The organism is Stenotrophomonas sp. LM091 (genome assembly GCF_001806305.1).
Taxonomy (GTDB): Bacteria; Pseudomonadota; Gammaproteobacteria; order Xanthomonadales; family Xanthomonadaceae; genus Stenotrophomonas; species Stenotrophomonas bentonitica_A.
This window is the reverse complement of the sequence record NZ_CP017483.1, coordinates 1,627,577-1,643,328: the sequence shown is the minus strand read 5'-3', so window position 1 is coordinate 1,643,328 and position 15,752 is coordinate 1,627,577. Positions and strand designations below refer to the sequence as shown.

The following is a 15,752-nucleotide window of genomic DNA, read 5'->3' as shown; positions in this document are numbered from 1 at the left end:
AGCAGGGCCTGGTCCTGGCCGGGCTGCTGATGGCGCTGCCGATGGTGCAGCGAGCGCAGGGTGCCGGTGCTGGAGGATAACGCGCGGTCCTCCACCGTGGAGGGCCAGCGTTACAGCGGCACCGGCCTGGCGTGTGGTGCGGGCCGGCGGATGATGAAACAGGTGGCGCTGCCGATCCAGGCCAGCGACACCAGGGAAAAGAAGCTCGACCGTCGCTGGAAAGATCTGGACGAGTCGCTCGAAGAACTGCAGCAACTGCTCGGCGGCAAGGCCGGCTGAGCACCAGGAGAACACGAATGGCCGCAATTGAAATCAAGGTTCCCGACATCGGCGATTACAGCGGTGTCCCGGTGATCGAACTGCTGGTCGCCGTGGGTGACACGGTGAAGAAGGACCAGGGTCTGGTCACGCTGGAATCGGACAAGGCAACGCTGGAAGTGCCCTCGTCGGCTGCTGGCGTGGTCAAGGAAATCAAGGTCAAGCTCGGCGACAACCTCTCCGAAGGCGATGTGGTACTGCTGCTGGAGGCTGAAGGTGAGGCGGCTGCACCGGCCGCGCCGGCCAAGGCCGAGGCACCCAAGGCCGACGCACCGGCCAGCAAGCCGCCGGTGACCCCCTCGCACCGCGCCCCGGCCGAACCGGCCGCGCCGCAGCCGGCGCTGTCCTCGGGCAAGCCGGCCGACATCGAGTGCAAGATGGTGGTGCTGGGCGCCGGCCCGGGCGGTTACACCGCTGCTTTCCGCTCGGCCGATCTGGGCGTGGACACCGTACTGGTGGAACGTTATGCCAGCCTCGGTGGCGTCTGCCTCAACGTGGGCTGCATCCCGTCCAAGGCGCTGCTGCATGCCGCCGCAGTGATCGATGAAGTTGCCCATGCCGGTGATTTCGGCGTCGAGTTCGGCAAGCCGACCATCACCCTGGACAAGCTGCGCAGCTACAAGGAAAAGGTGGTCACCCAGCTGACCAAGGGCCTGGCCGGCATGGCCAAGCAGCGCAAGGTGCGCACCGTGCAGGGCTTGGCGAAGTTCGTCTCGGCCAACGAGCTGGAGATCGTCGGCGACGACGGCAAGACCCAGCTGCTGCGCTTCGAGCAGTGCATCATCGCCGCCGGCTCGCAGGCAGTGAAGCTGCCGAACTTCCCGTGGGACGACAAGCGCGTCATGGACTCCACCGATGCGCTGGAACTGGCCGACGTGCCGGGCAAGCTGCTGGTGGTCGGTGGCGGCATCATCGGCCTGGAAATGGCGACCGTGTACGGTGCGCTGGGCAGTGAAGTGACCGTGGTCGAATTCATGGACCAGCTGATGCCGGGCGCCGACAAGGACCTGGTCAAGCCGCTGGCCGACCGCCTGAAGAAGCAGGGCATCGTGGTGCACCTCAAGACCAAGGCGACCGACGTCAAGGCCGACAAGGCCGGCATCACCGTGTCCTTCGAAGCCGCCGTGGAAGGCGAAAAGCCGGGTCTGGAGGCAACCACCTTCGACCGCGTGCTGGTCGCCGTGGGCCGCTCGCCGAACGGCAAGAAGATCGATGCCGAGAAGGCCGGCGTGCAGGTCACCGACCGTGGCTTCATCCCGGCCGACCGCCAGATGCGCACCAACGTGCCGCACATCTTTGCGATCGGCGACATCGTCGGCAACCCGATGCTGGCCCACAAGGCCACGCACGAGGGCAAGCTGGCCGCGGAAGTGGCCGCCGGCGAGAAGAAGGAATGGGTGGCGCGCGTGATTCCGTCGGTGGCCTACACCAACCCGGAAATCGCGTGGGTCGGCGTGACCGAAACCGAAGCCAAGGCCAAGGGCCTGAAGGTCGGCGTAGCCAAGTTCCCGTGGGCCGCCAGCGGCCGCGCGATCGGCATCGGCCGTACCGAGGGCTTCACCAAGCTGATCTTCGACGAAGAAACCCACCGCATCATCGGTGGCGCCATTGTCGGCGTGCATGCGGGTGATCTGCTGGCCGAGATCGGTCTGGCGATCGAGATGGGTGCGGAGGCCGAAGACATCGGCCACACCATCCACGCCCATCCGACCCTGAGCGAATCGGTGGCGATGGCCGCGGAGATCTACGACGGCACGATCACCGATCTGTACATGCCGAAGAAGAGGTAATGCAACGAAAAACCCCGGCGAAAGCCGGGGTTTTTTGTTTCTGGTGTTGTCGATCCAGCTTCGCTCGGGCGCCTGGCGCTCTCCTGCAGGCCACCACCGGAACTTGTCGGGGCGGGTACGGATACGCTGTGGGGCGAAATCAAGGAGGAGGTGACGGCCACAGGCCGTCGCCGGGGGACATTCGCCCGACAGGGTATCCGTGCCCGCCACCCGATCACCATGCTGTTGCTCCACCCCAGCAACGCAAAAAAAACGCGGCCCCCGATATCCCGGAGGCCGCGCTTGGAGAGAGGTGTTGCAAAGGGCTTAGAAGACGAAGCTGACGCCTGCCACCGGACCCTTGAACTCCTGCTTCAGACCGATCGTGCCATCGCTGCCGGTCTGATCGACGTCGAGCTTGAACCAGTCGTAGCCGGCGAACACGCCGAAGTTCTTGGTGAAGCGGTAATCGACGATCGCATTGGCACGGCTCAGGTCGCCGTCGTAATCATCGAAGTTGCCCCACTTGGTGTTCAGGTACTGGCCCTGGAAGGTGATCATCCACTTCTCGGACGGGGTGAAGCTCAGGCGTGCACCAACCACCGGGGCGACACCGTCGGCCTTCTCGTCCAGGAACTCGCCCTGGTACAGATCACCGACATCCGCGTAAGCCTTGGTGCTCACCTTGGCGTACTCGGCACCCAGCTGCAGGCCGAGGTCGAACGTGTCGGTGTCCACCACCGAGTAGTCGTACACCAGGCTGGCGACCTGATACTTCAGCTCACCCTTGATGAAGCTGCCGGCCGGCACGTTGGTATCGCCGAAGCTCACACCCTGGTCGAGGGTCTCGCGGCGATCCTTGTCGTACTTGAAGTAGTTGAACAGCAGGCGCTGGCGGTTGCTGATGCGGAACATGCCGTCCACGCGCGGCTCCCATTCCTTGCCACCGAGGCCGAAATCTTCGGAGAAGCCCACATCCTGGCCAGCGATGTTGGTGTTGCCGCGGATCGTGTTGTCCGAATCGATCTGCATCGCACCCAGGCGCAGGGCGAAGCGGTCATCGCCTTCGGCAGCGTGGGACGGAGCGGCGTAGGAAAGCGCGGCCAGTGCGACTGGCACGGCAAGCAGGGAGAGCATCGGGCGCATCGGGGGTCCTTGCGGTGGTTCTAGTGATGTGGCGTCACATTGCCCACTGCGACGTCCACCATTCGTGAAGGTATGGTGGAGGCTGTGTGTACCGTTCATGCACTTTGGCTTACCGCAGGGCGGTTTGCTGGCCGGTTCCGGGGCCGGACCGCGTTACACGCGTTAGCCGCCAGCGTTGTTCGACCCGGCCGCCAGCGCCGCAGGCCGCAAAAAGAGGGTGGCCCCGGAGAGGGCTGCGGGGCCACCCTGTACTGGCCTGCGCGCGGGACGCCGACGAGGATTCAACGGCAGGCTGGTCGTTATGACCGGACCTTGCGACCAAAGTTCAATATGTTGCACCGCCGCATCGCGTGTCGCTTTGCGCAGTGGGATTGGCCCGGTGGTGGAACAGGTTCGCAAGAGCCGCCAACGGCGGGCTTACATCCGGGATGAACAGGCAGCGGTTGTCTCTCAAATTGTCCCATTGCTATAATTTGGCGGCTCGACGAGGCGCTAGCTTGCGACCTCGGCCTTTCCTACTCACAACCATGCAGGACATTCACGTGCTGAACTCCGTTGACGCGGGTCGGCGACTGATGCTGCGCGCAGCGGTTTACCCGCTCGTTGCAGTGGCTGTCCTGGCTCTGGCCCTGCTGCTGTGGGGAGGCCCGAAGGCAGCCCTGGGGGCGTTGCTCTCCGGCGTGGCGGTTTCGGCGGCCGGCTGGGTGGCTGCGCGGATGGCGCTGGGGGTGGGGTGCAGGCCGCAGGCTCGGCGATGACCCGCCTGATTCTGGCGGTCGTGGCAAAGTGGGTGCTCGTATTCGGCGTCCTGATGGTGGGTTTCCTGGTCTTCAAGCTGCCTGCATTGGCGCTGCTGGCCGGTATCGCCGTCGGATTGATGTTCCAGGTCCTGGCTCTGGCCAGGCGCTGATCCAATTTTCATTTAACTCAAGGTTCCGGACACATGGCAGGCGAGGCGCTGACACCCACCTCCTACATCCAACATCACCTGCACAACCTGACGTTCCATATGCAGGAAGGTGGTTTCTGGGCGATCCACGTCGACACCATCGTGACTTCGGTCCTGATGGGCCTGTTGATGGTGTTCGGCTTCTGGATGGCAACCCGCAAGGCCACCGCCGGCGTCCCGGGCAAGTGGCAGGCGTTCGTCGAGATCTGCCTGGAGTTCGTTGACCGCCAGGCCAAGGACACCTACCACGGCACCAGCAAGCTGGTGACCCCGATCGCGATCACCCTGTTCTTCTGGATCCTCATGATGAATCTCATCAAGATGATCCCGGCCGACTTCATCGCCATGCCGCTGGAAGCCCTCGGCGTGCCGTACTGGAAGCCGGTCCCCACCGCCGACGTCAATGCCACCCTGGGCATGTCGATCAGCGTGTTCTTCCTGATGCTGTTCTTCGCGCTGCGTTCCAAGGGCCTGGGTGGTTTCACCAAGGAATTCCTGACCGCGCCGTTCGGCAAGTGGATGATGCCGTTCAACCTGATCCTCAACATCGTCGAGTGGCTGAGCAAGCCGATTTCGCTGGCGATGCGACTGTTCGGCAACATGTTCGGCGGCGAAATCGTCTTCCTGCTGATCTGGGTGCTGGGCGGTGCGGGTATCGCCGGTGCCATCGCAGGCGGTGCATTCGGCCTGGGCTGGATGCTGTTCCACCTGCTGGTGATTCCGCTGCAGGCGTTCATCTTCATGATGTTGTCCATCGTGTACCTGAGCCTGTCGGAAGACGCTCACTGAGTTTCGCTTCACCCTTCATCCGTTTGTTTCTAAACCCTTAGCTATTCAAAGTTCCAGGAGAAAACCATGTACTTCGCCGTCCTGACCAACCTCGCCCAAGTCCAGAGCTCCACCGTCCTCGCCGTCGGCATCATGATCGGCCTGGCCGCGCTGGGTGCCGGTCTCGGTCTGGCCATCATGGCCGGTAAGTTCCTGGAATCGGCTGCCCGTCAGCCGGAACTGATTCCGGTTCTGCAGGTCCGCATGTTCATCACCGCCGGCCTGATCGACGCCGCGTTCATCATCTCGGTCGCCGTCGGCCTGCTGCTGGCCTTCGCCAACCCGATGATCGGCGAGTTCGTTGCACGCCTGCCGCAGGTTGCTGGTTAATCCAGCAACAGCGAAACGATCAGGCGCCGTGTGCGCCTGATCGCGGATGAAGGATCGGATGCGCCGCCAAGGCGGCCCATCCACCCCGTCACCCCCGATTGAGCGAACCCCATGGATATCGGTTTTACCCTCGTTGCCCAGGGACTGGCGTTTGCCGGTCTGATCTGGATCATCGCGACCAAGATCTGGCCGCCGTTGATGAACGCCATCGAAGAGCGTCAGCAGAAGATCGCTGAAGGCCTCGCCGCTGCCGACCGCAGCCAGAAGGATCTGGCCCAGGCGCAGGAAAAGGTCAACGATGCACTGAAGGATGCGCGCACCAAGGCCAACGAGATCATCGATCAGGCCCACGCACGCGCCAACCAGATCGTTGATGCCGCCAAGAATGAAGCCATCGTCGAAGCCAACCGCCAGAAAGACCTGGCCCACGCCGAGATCGAAGCTGCCGCCAACCGTGCCCGTGAAGATCTGCGCAAGCAGGTGTCCGCCCTGGCCGTGAGCGGTGCCGAAAAGCTGCTCAAGCGCGAAATCGACGCCAACGCCCACAAGGCGCTGCTCGACGAGCTGGCCTCGGAGATCTGATCGATGAGCCAGGCCCTCACGCTTGCACGCCCGTATGCCCGCGCCGCGTTCGCGACCGCGCGCGACGAAGGCACGTTCGCGCCGTGGTCGGACGCGCTTGCGTTCTCCGCCCACGTAGCTGCCGACCCGCGCGTGGCGGCCTTGCTGTCGAACCCGGAACTGGACCGCGACGATGCCGTCGCGATGCTGGTGCCGGAATCGTCCAGCGAGACCTTCGGTCGCTTCCTGGCCATCCTGGCCGATGCGCACCGTCTGCCGCTGCTGCCGGAAATCGCCGGCATGTACGACCAGCTGCGCGCTGAAGCCGAACACGTGGTCAAGGCCACGGTGACCTCGGCCACCGAACTGTCCGGCGCCGAACTGGACGCCATCAAGGCCGCGCTGCGCAAGCGCTTCGGCCGCGAGGTGGACGTGACGACCGCGGTCGATGCGTCGCTGATCGGCGGTGCCGTGATCGACGCCGGCGATGTGGTCATCGATGGCTCGCTCAAGGGCAAGCTGTCGCGCCTGCAGACCGCGCTCGCTAACTGAATTCATTTAACGTCCGGCGTGATTGCCGGCACTAGGACTTGACGATGGCAACCACGCTCAACCCCTCCGAAATCAGCGAACTGATCAAGAACCGCATCGAGAAGGTCAAGCTGGCCGCGGAATCGCGCAACGAAGGCACCGTGACCAGCGTGTCCGACGGCATCGTGCGCATCTTCGGTCTGGCCGACGTGATGCAGGGCGAAATGATCGAACTGCCGAACAACACCTTCGCCCTGGCCCTGAACCTGGAGCGCGACTCGGTCGGCGCCGTGGTCCTGGGTGGCTATGAGCACCTGCGCGAAGGCGACGTCGCCAAGACCACCGGCCGCATCCTGGAAGTGCCGGTCGGTCCGGAAATGCTGGGCCGCGTCGTGAACGCGCTCGGTGAGCCGATCGATGGCAAGGGCCCGATCGCGGCCAAGGCCACCGCGCCGGTGGAGCGCGTTGCGCCGGGCGTGATCTGGCGCAAGTCGGTCGACCAGCCGGTGCAGACCGGTTACAAGTCCGTCGACTCGATGATCCCGATCGGTCGCGGCCAGCGCGAGCTGGTCATCGGTGACCGCCAGACCGGCAAGACCGCCCTGGCCATCGATGCGGTGATCAACCAGAAAGAAACCGGCATCAAGTGCGTGTACGTCGCGATCGGCCAGAAGGCCTCGACCGTGGCCAACATCGTGCGCAAGCTGGAAGAGAACGGCGCCCTGGCGCACACCGTGGTGGTCGCTGCGACCGCGTCCGAATCGGCCGCGATGCAGTACATCAGCGCCTACTCGGGCTGCACCATGGGCGAGTACTTCATGGACCGCGGCGAAGACGCGCTGATCGTGTACGACGATCTGTCCAAGCAGGCTGTCGCCTACCGCCAGATCTCGCTGCTGCTGAAGCGCCCGCCGGGCCGTGAAGCCTACCCGGGTGACGTGTTCTACCTGCACTCCCGCCTGCTCGAGCGCGCTGCCCGCGTGTCCGAAGAGTATGTGGAGAAGTTCACCGACGGCGCCGTCAAGGGCAAGACCGGCTCGCTCACCGCGCTGCCGATCATCGAAACCCAGGCCGGTGACGTCTCGGCCTTCGTGCCGACCAACGTGATCTCGATCACCGACGGCCAGATCTTCCTGGAAACCGATCTGTTCAACTCGGGCATCCGCCCGGCCGTGAACGCCGGTATCTCGGTGTCGCGCGTCGGTGGTGCGGCCCAGACCAAGATCATCAAGAAGCTGTCCGGCGGCATCCGTATCTCGCTGGCCCAGTACCGTGAACTGGCAGCCTTCGCGCAGTTCGCCTCGGACCTGGACGAAGCCACCCGCAAGCAGCTCGAGCGCGGTCAGCGCGTCACCGAGCTGATGAAGCAGAAGCAGTACGCCCCGATGTCCATCGCCAACCAGGCGCTGTCGATCTACGCCGTCAACGAGGGTTACCTCGACGACGTGCCGGTCAACAAGCTGCTGGCGCTGGAAGAAGGTCTGCATGCGCACTTCGCCAACACCCAGGGCGAGCTGATCAGCAAGATCAACGCGACCGGCGGCTGGGACAATGACATCGAAGCTGCCTTCAAGAAGGGCATCACCGAGTTCAAGACCACCGGCAGCTGGTAATACCGGTCCTGTAGAGCGGAGCGTTGCTCCGCTGGGCTGAAAGCAGCGGAGCAACGCTCCGCTCTACGTCAAACGCGGGGCCTGTGCCCCGCGCCACGGGAAGAAGAGATGGCAAGCGGACGCGAAATCAAAACCAAGATCAAGAGCGTGCAGAACACCCGCAAGGTGACGCGTGCGCTCGAAATGGTCTCGGCCTCCAAGATCCGCAAGGCGCAGGAGCGGATGAAGACGTCGCGTCCGTATGCGCAGGCGATGAAGCAGGTGATCGGTCACCTGGCCCAGGCCAGCACCGACTACCAGCATCCGTTCCTGGTCCAGCGTGACGAGGTCAAGCGCGTCGGTTACATCGTGGTCTCTTCCGACCGCGGTCTGGCGGGCGGCCTGAACAACAACCTGTTCCGCAAGATGCTGGGCGAAGTACGCCAGTGGCAGGACAAGGGCGCCGAGATCGACGTGGTCACCGTCGGCCAGAAGGCCTCGACCTTCTTCCGTCGCGTCAAGGTCAACATGGTCGGCACCGTCACCCACATGGGCGATGTGCCGCACCTGGAACAGCTGATCGGCGTGATCAAGGTGATGCTCGATGCTTTCACCGAAGGCAAGGTCGACCGCGTGTACCTGGTCTACAACCGCTTCATCAACACGATGACGCAGAAGGCCAGCTTCGATCAGCTGCTGCCGTTGCCGGCGGCTGAGAAGCAGGTCGCGCATCACGACTGGGACTACCTGTACGAACCCGACGCCGCGACCGTGCTCGAGCACGTGATGACGCGTTACGTCGAGTCGCTGGTGTACCAGGCCGTGCTGGAAAACGTCGCGTCCGAGCATGCAGCCCGCATGGTCGCGATGAAGTCGGCCAGTGACAACGCGAACAAGCTGATCGGCACCCTGCAGCTCGTCTACAACAAGGCGCGCCAGGCAGCGATCACCCAGGAAATCTCCGAAATCGTCGGCGGCGCGGCAGCAGTCTGACGCGCACAGTCAAAGCACACATTAGAGGATTGCAGCAATGAGTCAGGGCAAGATCGTTCAGATCATCGGCGCCGTCGTCGACGTCGAATTCCCCCGCGAGTCGGTGCCGAAGGTGTACCACGCGCTGAAGGTGGACAACACCGAAATCACGCTGGAAGTGCAGCAGCAGCTCGGCGACGGCGTGGTCCGTTGCATCGCGCTGGGCTCCACCGACGGCCTGAAGCGCAACCTGGTTGCCACCAACACCGAACGCGCCATCTCGGTGCCGGTCGGCGCAGGCACCCTGGGCCGCATCATGGACGTGCTCGGTCGCCCGATCGACGAAGCCGGTCCGGTGGCTGCCAGTGATACCTGGGAAATCCATCGTTCGGCGCCGTCGTACGAAGACCAGTCCCCGGCGACCGAGCTGCTGGAAACCGGCATCAAGGTCATCGACCTGATGTGCCCGTTCGCCAAGGGCGGCAAGGTCGGCCTGTTCGGCGGCGCCGGCGTCGGCAAGACCGTCAACATGATGGAACTGATCAACAACATCGCCAAGGCGCACAGCGGTCTGTCCGTGTTCGCCGGCGTGGGTGAGCGTACCCGTGAGGGCAACGACTTCTACCACGAGATGAAGGACTCCAACGTCCTGGACAAGGTCGCGATGGTGTACGGCCAGATGAACGAGCCGCCGGGCAACCGTCTGCGCGTCGCCCTGACCGGCCTGACCATGGCCGAGTACTTCCGCGACGAGAAGGACGAGAACGGCAAGGGCAAGGACGTGCTGCTGTTCGTCGACAACATCTACCGCTACACCCTGGCCGGTACCGAAGTGTCGGCACTGCTGGGTCGTATGCCGTCGGCGGTGGGTTACCAGCCGACCCTGGCCGAGGAAATGGGCGTCCTGCAGGAGCGCATCACCTCGACCAAGAATGGCTCGATCACCTCGATCCAGGCCGTCTACGTGCCCGCCGATGACTTGACCGATCCGTCGCCGGCCACCACGTTCGCCCATCTGGATTCGACCGTGACCCTGTCGCGTTCGATCGCCTCGCTGGGTATCTACCCGGCCGTGGATCCGCTGGATTCCACCAGCCGCCAGATGGACCCGCTGGTCATCGGCAACGAGCATTACGACACCGCCCAGCGCGTCCAGCAGACCTTGCAGAAGTACAAGGAACTGAAGGACATCATCGCGATCCTGGGCATGGACGAACTGTCCGAAGAGGACAAGCAGGCCGTGACCCGCGCCCGCAAGATCGAGCGCTTCTTCAGCCAGCCGTTCCACGTGGCCGAAGTGTTCACCGGCTCGCCGGGCAAGTACGTGTCGCTGAAGGACACCATCCGTGGCTTCAAGGCCATCGTCGATGGCGAATACGACCACCTGCCGGAACAGGCGTTCTACATGGTCGGCAGCATCGAAGAAGCGGTCGAGAAGGCCAAGAAGATGGCTGAAAAGGCCTGATGCGGCGGGGACGGGCGCCATGCCCGTCCCGACCCGTCACACGGGGTGGGCGCATGCCCACCGCTGAGGACATCCTGCGGTGGGCGCCAGCCCGCCCTAAAGCGAGAAGAGTTTCATGAGCACCATCCGTTGCGACATCGTCAGCGCCGAGCAGGAAATCTTCCGTGGTGAGGCGACCCTGGTCGTGGCCACCGGTGAGCTGGGTGAGCTGGGCATCGCGCCCAAGCACGCCCCGCTGATCACCCGCCTGAAGCCGGGCAAGGTGGTGGTGACCACGCCGAGCGGCGAGCAGATCGACTTCGCCATCTCCGGCGGCATTCTCGAAGTGCAGCCGCAGGTCGTGACCGTGCTGGCCGACACCGCGATCCGTGCCCAGGACATCGACGAAGCCTCGGTCCGCAAGGCCAAGGAAGAAGCCGAGCGCATCCTGGCCAACCGTGGTGAAGCAATGGAAGTGGCCGAAGCGCAGCAGCGCCTGGCGGAAGTGTCCGCCCAGCTGCAGGCGCTGGAGCGCCTGCGCAAGAACCTCAAGCACTGAGCGGAGTGGCGCGACGGCGCCATCCGCGAAGGGAAAACGCCGGCTTGCCGGCGTTTTTTTTTGCCTGCCTCCGGCGATGCCGGCTCAGCGGAAGATCAGCGTCCGCATCAGCAGGAACGACACCGCTGCCAGGCCACCTTCGACCAGGGGTTTGGCCAGCCACGCGTAGCGAAGCCCGAGATGCTCGGCCGCCAGCGTCACCAGCAGCGTACTGATCGCGGTCAGCACGCCCCACAGCAGCAGGAAGCGCACGAACCGTGGCCAGCCCAGCCGGTGTTCGCCATCGCGGGCAAAGGTGTAACGGCCATTGAGCCAGAAGCCGAGCAGCATGCCGCTCACGCGCCCCAGCAGATTGCCGGGTGCCGCAGGCATGCCCAGCGCGGTGGCAGCCACGAACACGGCCCAGTCCAGTCCGAGCTGGATCAGGCCGATGACGAGATAGCTGCTGCCTTGGCGGAGGAGACTCACGTGCGATCCGGGTGCGGGCAATCCCACATGTTAACGAGCGGCGCACTAGAATTCCCTTCTACGATTCCCGGAACGTGATCTGCCCATGACCCAGCCCCTGCACGTGATCATCCTGGCCGCCGGCGCCGGCAAGCGCATGAAGTCGGCCCTGCCGAAAGTGCTGCAGCCCATTGCCGGCCGCCCGATGCTTGCCCACGTCATCGACACCGCGCGCCAGCTGCAGCCCGAGGCGATCCACGTGGTTTATGGCCATGGCGGTGAGGCGGTGCGGCAGGCCTTCGCGGACCAGCCGGACCTGCACTGGGCAGAGCAGAGCCGGCAGCTGGGCACCGGGCATGCCGTGCTGCAGGCCATGCCGGAAGTACCGGATGCGGCAACCGTTCTGGTGTTGTACGGCGACGTGCCGTTGATCCGCGGCGAGACGCTGCGCCACCTGCTGTCGCAGCCGGGCCGCCTGGCCGTGCTGGTGGCCGAGGTCGCCGACCCGACCGGCTACGGCCGGATCGTGCGCAACGCCGAGGGCAAGGTCGGTGCGATCGTCGAACAGAAGGATGCCAGCGACGAACAGCGCAGCATCCGCACCATCAATACCGGCATCATCACCGCCGAATCGACCGCGCTGCGCCGTTGGTTGTCCCAGCTTTCCAATGCCAACGCGCAGGGCGAGTACTACCTGACCGACATCTTTGCCGCGGCAGCGAGTGACTACACCCCGGCCGAGATGGCTTTCGTGCAGGACCCGCAGGACGCCGAAGGCGCCAACGACCCGTGGCAGCTGGCCCAGCTCGAACGCGCCTGGCAGCTGCGCGAAGTGCGTGCACTGTGCGCGCAGGGCGCGCGCGTGCTGGATCCGGCGCGGCTGGATATCCGTGGCCCGGTCACCGTCGGCAGTGACGTGCAGATCGACGTCAACGTGATCCTGGAAGGGCGCGTGGTGCTGGGCGACGGCGTCAGCATCGGCGCGTTCACCCGGCTCAAGGATGTCACCCTGGCCGCGGGCACCGTGGTCAAGCCGCACTGCGACCTGGATGGCGTGATCAGTGAAGGCGCGGCGGAGATCGGTCCGTTCGCGCGCCTGCGCCCGGGTACCGTGCTGGCCGAGGGCTCGCACGTCGGCAATTTCGTGGAAACCAAGAAGGTCGTGCTCGGCGCCGGCAGCAAGGCCAACCACCTCACCTATCTGGGCGATGCGGTGATCGGCAGCAAGGTCAACATCGGCGCGGGCACCATCACCTGCAACTACGACGGCGTGAACAAGTCGCAGACCACCATCGGCGACCGGGCCTTCATCGGCTCCAACAGCTCGCTGGTCGCGCCGGTGGTGATCGGTGAAGGCGCGACTGTCGCCGCCGGCTCGGTGATCACCCGCGGCGCCCCGGCCGACAAGCTGACCGTCGCGCGCGCACGCCAGGAAACCATCGACGGCTGGAAGCGCCCCACGAAGAAGTAATGCCGGCCGCTGGCCGGTAACCAGCCGATCCCGGGCCGCGACGGTGCCGGCCAGCGGCCGGCACTACCGGGCGTCGGCCGGCAGGAACACCGCCACGCACAGGCCGCCCTCGCGGCGGTTCTGCAGCGAAATGCGGCCGCCATGTGCCTCGACGATCTCGCGGGTAAGCGCCAGGCCCAGCCCGGTGCCGTTGCGCTTGGTCGAGTAGAACGGCATCAACGCATTCTGCAGCACCGCCTCGTTCATGCCCTTGCCGCGATCCAGGACTTCCAGCCGCAACCACTGCGGCAGCCGGGTCAGGCGGACCTCGACATCGTCGTTGGGCGGTTCGGCTTCGCTGCACGCTTCATGCGCATTCTTGAGCAGGTTCAGCAGCGCCTGCCCCAGCTGGGCGATGTCCACGCGGCTGTGCAGGTCGTCGGGCACCTCGGCCATGCGGAACGGGATCTGGTGCTGCAGCCCGCCCAGGAACAGGTTCCACTGCACGGTCTGCAGCTGCGGCTGCGGCAGTTTGGCGAAGCGTGCATAGCCGCGGATGAACCCTTCCAGGTGCCGCGCGCGCTCTTCGATCGTGCCGAACACTTCTTCCAGCCGCTCGGTCTTGCCGCGCCGGACCAGCTCGCCACCGGAGTGGGCGAGCGAGGCGATCGGGGCCAGCGAATTGTTCAACTCGTGGCTGATCACGCGGATCACCTTCTTCCAGGTCTGTACCTCCTGGCGGCGCAGTTCGGCAGTGAGCAGGCGGATCAGCAGCAGGTCGTGCGGGCGGCCGTTGAGGTGGAAGTTGCGGCGTGACAGATGGTAGATCTGCTCATCGTCTTCGTCGCGCTCATCGTCGCTGTCCTGGCCCTCGCCGCGGACCGCGAACAGGCTGTCGCCGCCACGGGCGATAGCGTCGCGCAGCTCGATCGGCATCGCCGCCATGACATCGTGCATGCGCTGGCCTTCCAGCTTCCAGCCGCTGTGCAGCAGCTTGCGCGCGGCCAGGTTGGAGAACACCACGCGCTGCACGCCGTCGCCCCCGTGGGTGAGCAGGAGCATCGACACCGGCGTGTTCTGCACCATGGTGTCCAGCAGCAGTTCGCGCTGGACCAGGTCCTGGCGCTGTGCGCGCAGCACATCGCCGAGTTCGCGGTGGGCCTGGACCAGGTCGCCGAGTTCGTCGTTGGAGGGCCAGTAGATGCCGAAGTTGTATTCGCCATCGCGATAGCTGCTCGTGGTGCCGGACAGCGCGCGCAGCAGCGAGCGGATCGGTGCGGTCGCGCGGCGAAGGCTCCACCACATCAGGCCCATCAGCACCACGGTCGAGATCGTGGTGACCGCCCAGCCATGGTCCAGCCAGTACGCCAGATACCACGGGAAGGCGGCCGCCAATGCCAGCACCGGCAGCAGGCGCAGGAACAGCCGGAAGGTGAACGAGCGCCGCTTCATTCGCGTGGAATGCCGTAGCGGTCCATGCGCCGGTACAGCGCCTGGCGGCTGAGCCCGAGTTCGGCAGCGGTCTGGGCGATGATGCCGTGGTTGTGGGCCAGCGCGGTTTCGATCCGGCTGCGGTCCGGGTCCACCGTCGGGTTGGCCGCGCGCGGGGCGGCCGCACGCGGCAGGTTGAGGTCACCGGCCTCGATGCGGGGGCCGCTGGCCAGCAGTTCGGCGCGCTGCAGCACGTTGCGCAGTTCGCGCACGTTGCCCGGCCAGGGATGCCGCTGCAGGGCGGTGGCGGCGGCGGTGGACAGCGGCTTGCCGCTGCCCAGGAAACGTTCGGCCAGTGGCAGGATGTCACCGGGGCGTTCGGCCAGTGGCGGCAGGGCCAGCTCGACGGTATTGAGGCGGTAGAACAGATCTTCGCGGAACTGGCCGTCGCGGATCATCGCCGGCAGGTCGGCATTGGTCGCACTGATCACGCGGACTTTGACCTGGCGCTCGCGGTTGGAGCCCAGCCGCTCGAAACGTCCGGTCTCGAGCACGCGCAGCAGTTTCATCTGCCCGCTGGAGGAAAGGTTGCCGATCTCGTCCAGGAACAGGGTGCCGCCGTCGGCGGCTTCAAATTTGCCTTCGCGTGCCTTGTTGGCGCCGGTGTAGGCGCCGGCCTCGGCACCGAACAGCTCGGCCTCGATCAGCTCTGCCGGAATCGCGCCGCAGTTGAGCGCGACGAACGGGCCCCTGGCGACCAGCGAATTGGCCTGGATGATCTCGGCGATCTTCTCCTTGCCCGCGCCGTTGGGGCCGGTGATCAGCACCGGCAGTGCCGAGCGCGCCACCTGGCAGGCCAGGCTGACCACGCGCTCGCTGGCCGGGTCGGCCACCACCGCACCGCGCAGATCGTACCGGGCCTCCAGCGCCGATCGATCGCGCTGTTCGCGGTCGCGGCGGCGGTCGAGTTCGCGGCGGGTTTCGGACAGTTCCAGCAGGTTGTTGACCGTGACCAGCAGCTTGCGGTCGTCCCAGGGCTTGGCCAGGTAGTCCGCCGCGCCGGCCTTGACCAGATCCACCGCGCTGCTCAGGTGCGTCCAGGCGGTCAGCAGGATTACCGGCAGGTCCGGATGGCGTGCGCGGATCTGCTGGAACAGCGCCTCGCCTTCCTCACCCGACGTGGTGTCTTCGGTGAAGTTCATGTCCTGGATCACCAGGTCCACCGGCTGCTGCTCCAGCAGGGCCAGCCCCTGCTCGGGAGAAAGCGCGTGCAGGGTGTCGATGTCGTGCAGCGAGAACAGCACGTTCAGTGCGGTGCCGACGCTGGCGTTGTCGTCAATGATCAGGATCGAGGGCATGCGGCAACGAAGGACCGGAAGTGGGTTCAAGAGTACCGGAGCGCCGGGCCAACGGGCAGATGGCCCG

15 protein-coding genes and 1 pseudogene are annotated in these 15,752 nt (G+C 65.2%); 12 read left to right on the top strand and 4 right to left on the bottom strand.

The features are described 5' to 3' along the window. The first annotated feature begins 66 nt into the window (after nt 1–66). Nucleotides 67–279, top strand: coding sequence for a hypothetical protein (locus tag BIZ42_RS07190; protein WP_172838042.1), 213 nt, complete (start codon nt 67–69; stop codon nt 277–279). Nucleotides 280–296: 17 nt separating this feature from the next. Further along, a complete protein-coding gene (gene lpdA, locus BIZ42_RS07185) occupies nt 297–2,108 on the top strand; it encodes a dihydrolipoyl dehydrogenase (RefSeq protein ID WP_070425994.1) in 1,812 nt (603 codons plus the stop codon). A 306-nt stretch (nt 2,109–2,414) separates the two neighbouring features. Here lpdA and BIZ42_RS07180 read toward each other — a convergent pair whose 3' ends face one another. Continuing rightward, the gene (locus BIZ42_RS07180; protein ID WP_070425993.1) at nt 2,415–3,233 is read right to left on the bottom strand and encodes a hypothetical protein; all 819 of its coding nucleotides are present in this window, start codon (nt 3,231–3,233) and stop codon (nt 2,415–2,417) included. Between the two features lie 542 nt (nt 3,234–3,775). Between BIZ42_RS07180 and BIZ42_RS07175 the strand changes: the two are divergent. The 9 genes and pseudogenes from BIZ42_RS07175 (at nt 3,776) to BIZ42_RS07135 (ending at nt 10,999) form a co-directional block, all read left to right on the top strand. Continuing rightward, a pseudogene (locus tag BIZ42_RS07175) lies at nt 3,776–4,143 on the top strand (hypothetical protein). Between the two features lie 33 nt (nt 4,144–4,176). After that, on the top strand, nt 4,177–4,971 hold the full coding sequence (atpB, locus tag BIZ42_RS07170; protein ID WP_046273137.1) for a F0F1 ATP synthase subunit A: 795 nt from the start codon (nt 4,177–4,179) through the stop codon (nt 4,969–4,971). Between the two features lie 66 nt (nt 4,972–5,037). Then, on the top strand, nt 5,038–5,340 hold the full coding sequence (atpE, locus tag BIZ42_RS07165) for a F0F1 ATP synthase subunit C (RefSeq protein ID WP_017354883.1): 303 nt from the start codon (nt 5,038–5,040) through the stop codon (nt 5,338–5,340). Nucleotides 5,341–5,451: 111 nt separating this feature from the next. Then, nucleotides 5,452–5,922: a F0F1 ATP synthase subunit B gene (locus BIZ42_RS07160; protein ID WP_019183632.1), complete on the top strand. Its 471-nt coding sequence runs from the start codon at nt 5,452–5,454 to the stop codon at nt 5,920–5,922. Nucleotides 5,923–5,925: 3 nt separating this feature from the next. Next, a complete protein-coding gene (locus BIZ42_RS07155; protein ID WP_019183633.1) occupies nt 5,926–6,453 on the top strand; it encodes a F0F1 ATP synthase subunit delta in 528 nt (175 codons plus the stop codon). Between the two features lie 44 nt (nt 6,454–6,497). Then, nucleotides 6,498–8,045, top strand: a complete 1,548-nt coding sequence (gene atpA, locus BIZ42_RS07150) for a F0F1 ATP synthase subunit alpha (protein ID WP_019183634.1) — start codon at nt 6,498–6,500, stop codon at nt 8,043–8,045. Between the two features lie 108 nt (nt 8,046–8,153). Continuing rightward, nucleotides 8,154–9,017 carry a F0F1 ATP synthase subunit gamma gene (gene atpG / locus BIZ42_RS07145; protein WP_019183635.1) on the top strand — a complete coding sequence of 288 codons (864 nt, stop codon included), beginning with the start codon at nt 8,154–8,156 and terminating at the stop codon, nt 9,015–9,017. 37 nt (nt 9,018–9,054) lie between these two features. Next, nucleotides 9,055–10,461: a F0F1 ATP synthase subunit beta gene (gene atpD, locus BIZ42_RS07140; RefSeq protein WP_019183636.1), complete on the top strand. Its 1,407-nt coding sequence runs from the start codon at nt 9,055–9,057 to the stop codon at nt 10,459–10,461. A 115-nt stretch (nt 10,462–10,576) separates the two neighbouring features. Next, a complete protein-coding gene (locus BIZ42_RS07135; RefSeq protein WP_019183637.1) occupies nt 10,577–10,999 on the top strand; it encodes a F0F1 ATP synthase subunit epsilon in 423 nt (140 codons plus the stop codon). Between the two features lie 84 nt (nt 11,000–11,083). Here BIZ42_RS07135 and BIZ42_RS07130 read toward each other — a convergent pair whose 3' ends face one another. Beyond that, a complete protein-coding gene (locus tag BIZ42_RS07130; RefSeq protein ID WP_070425992.1) occupies nt 11,084–11,467 on the bottom strand; it encodes a GtrA family protein in 384 nt (127 codons plus the stop codon). 85 nt (nt 11,468–11,552) lie between these two features. Here BIZ42_RS07130 and glmU point away from each other — a divergent pair, with 85 nt between their 5' ends. Then, on the top strand, nt 11,553–12,917 hold the full coding sequence (glmU, locus tag BIZ42_RS07125) for a bifunctional UDP-N-acetylglucosamine diphosphorylase/glucosamine-1-phosphate N-acetyltransferase GlmU (protein WP_070425991.1): 1,365 nt from the start codon (nt 11,553–11,555) through the stop codon (nt 12,915–12,917). Between the two features lie 63 nt (nt 12,918–12,980). Here glmU and BIZ42_RS07120 read toward each other — a convergent pair whose 3' ends face one another. Further along, nucleotides 12,981–14,348 carry a HAMP domain-containing sensor histidine kinase gene (locus BIZ42_RS07120; protein ID WP_070425990.1) on the bottom strand — a complete coding sequence of 456 codons (1,368 nt, stop codon included), beginning with the start codon at nt 14,346–14,348 and terminating at the stop codon, nt 12,981–12,983. After that, nucleotides 14,345–15,685: a sigma-54 dependent transcriptional regulator gene (locus BIZ42_RS07115; protein ID WP_070425989.1), complete on the bottom strand. Its 1,341-nt coding sequence runs from the start codon at nt 15,683–15,685 to the stop codon at nt 14,345–14,347. Before BIZ42_RS07115 ends, BIZ42_RS07120 begins: the two co-directional genes overlap by 4 nt. Nucleotides 15,686–15,752 lie beyond the last annotated feature (67 nt).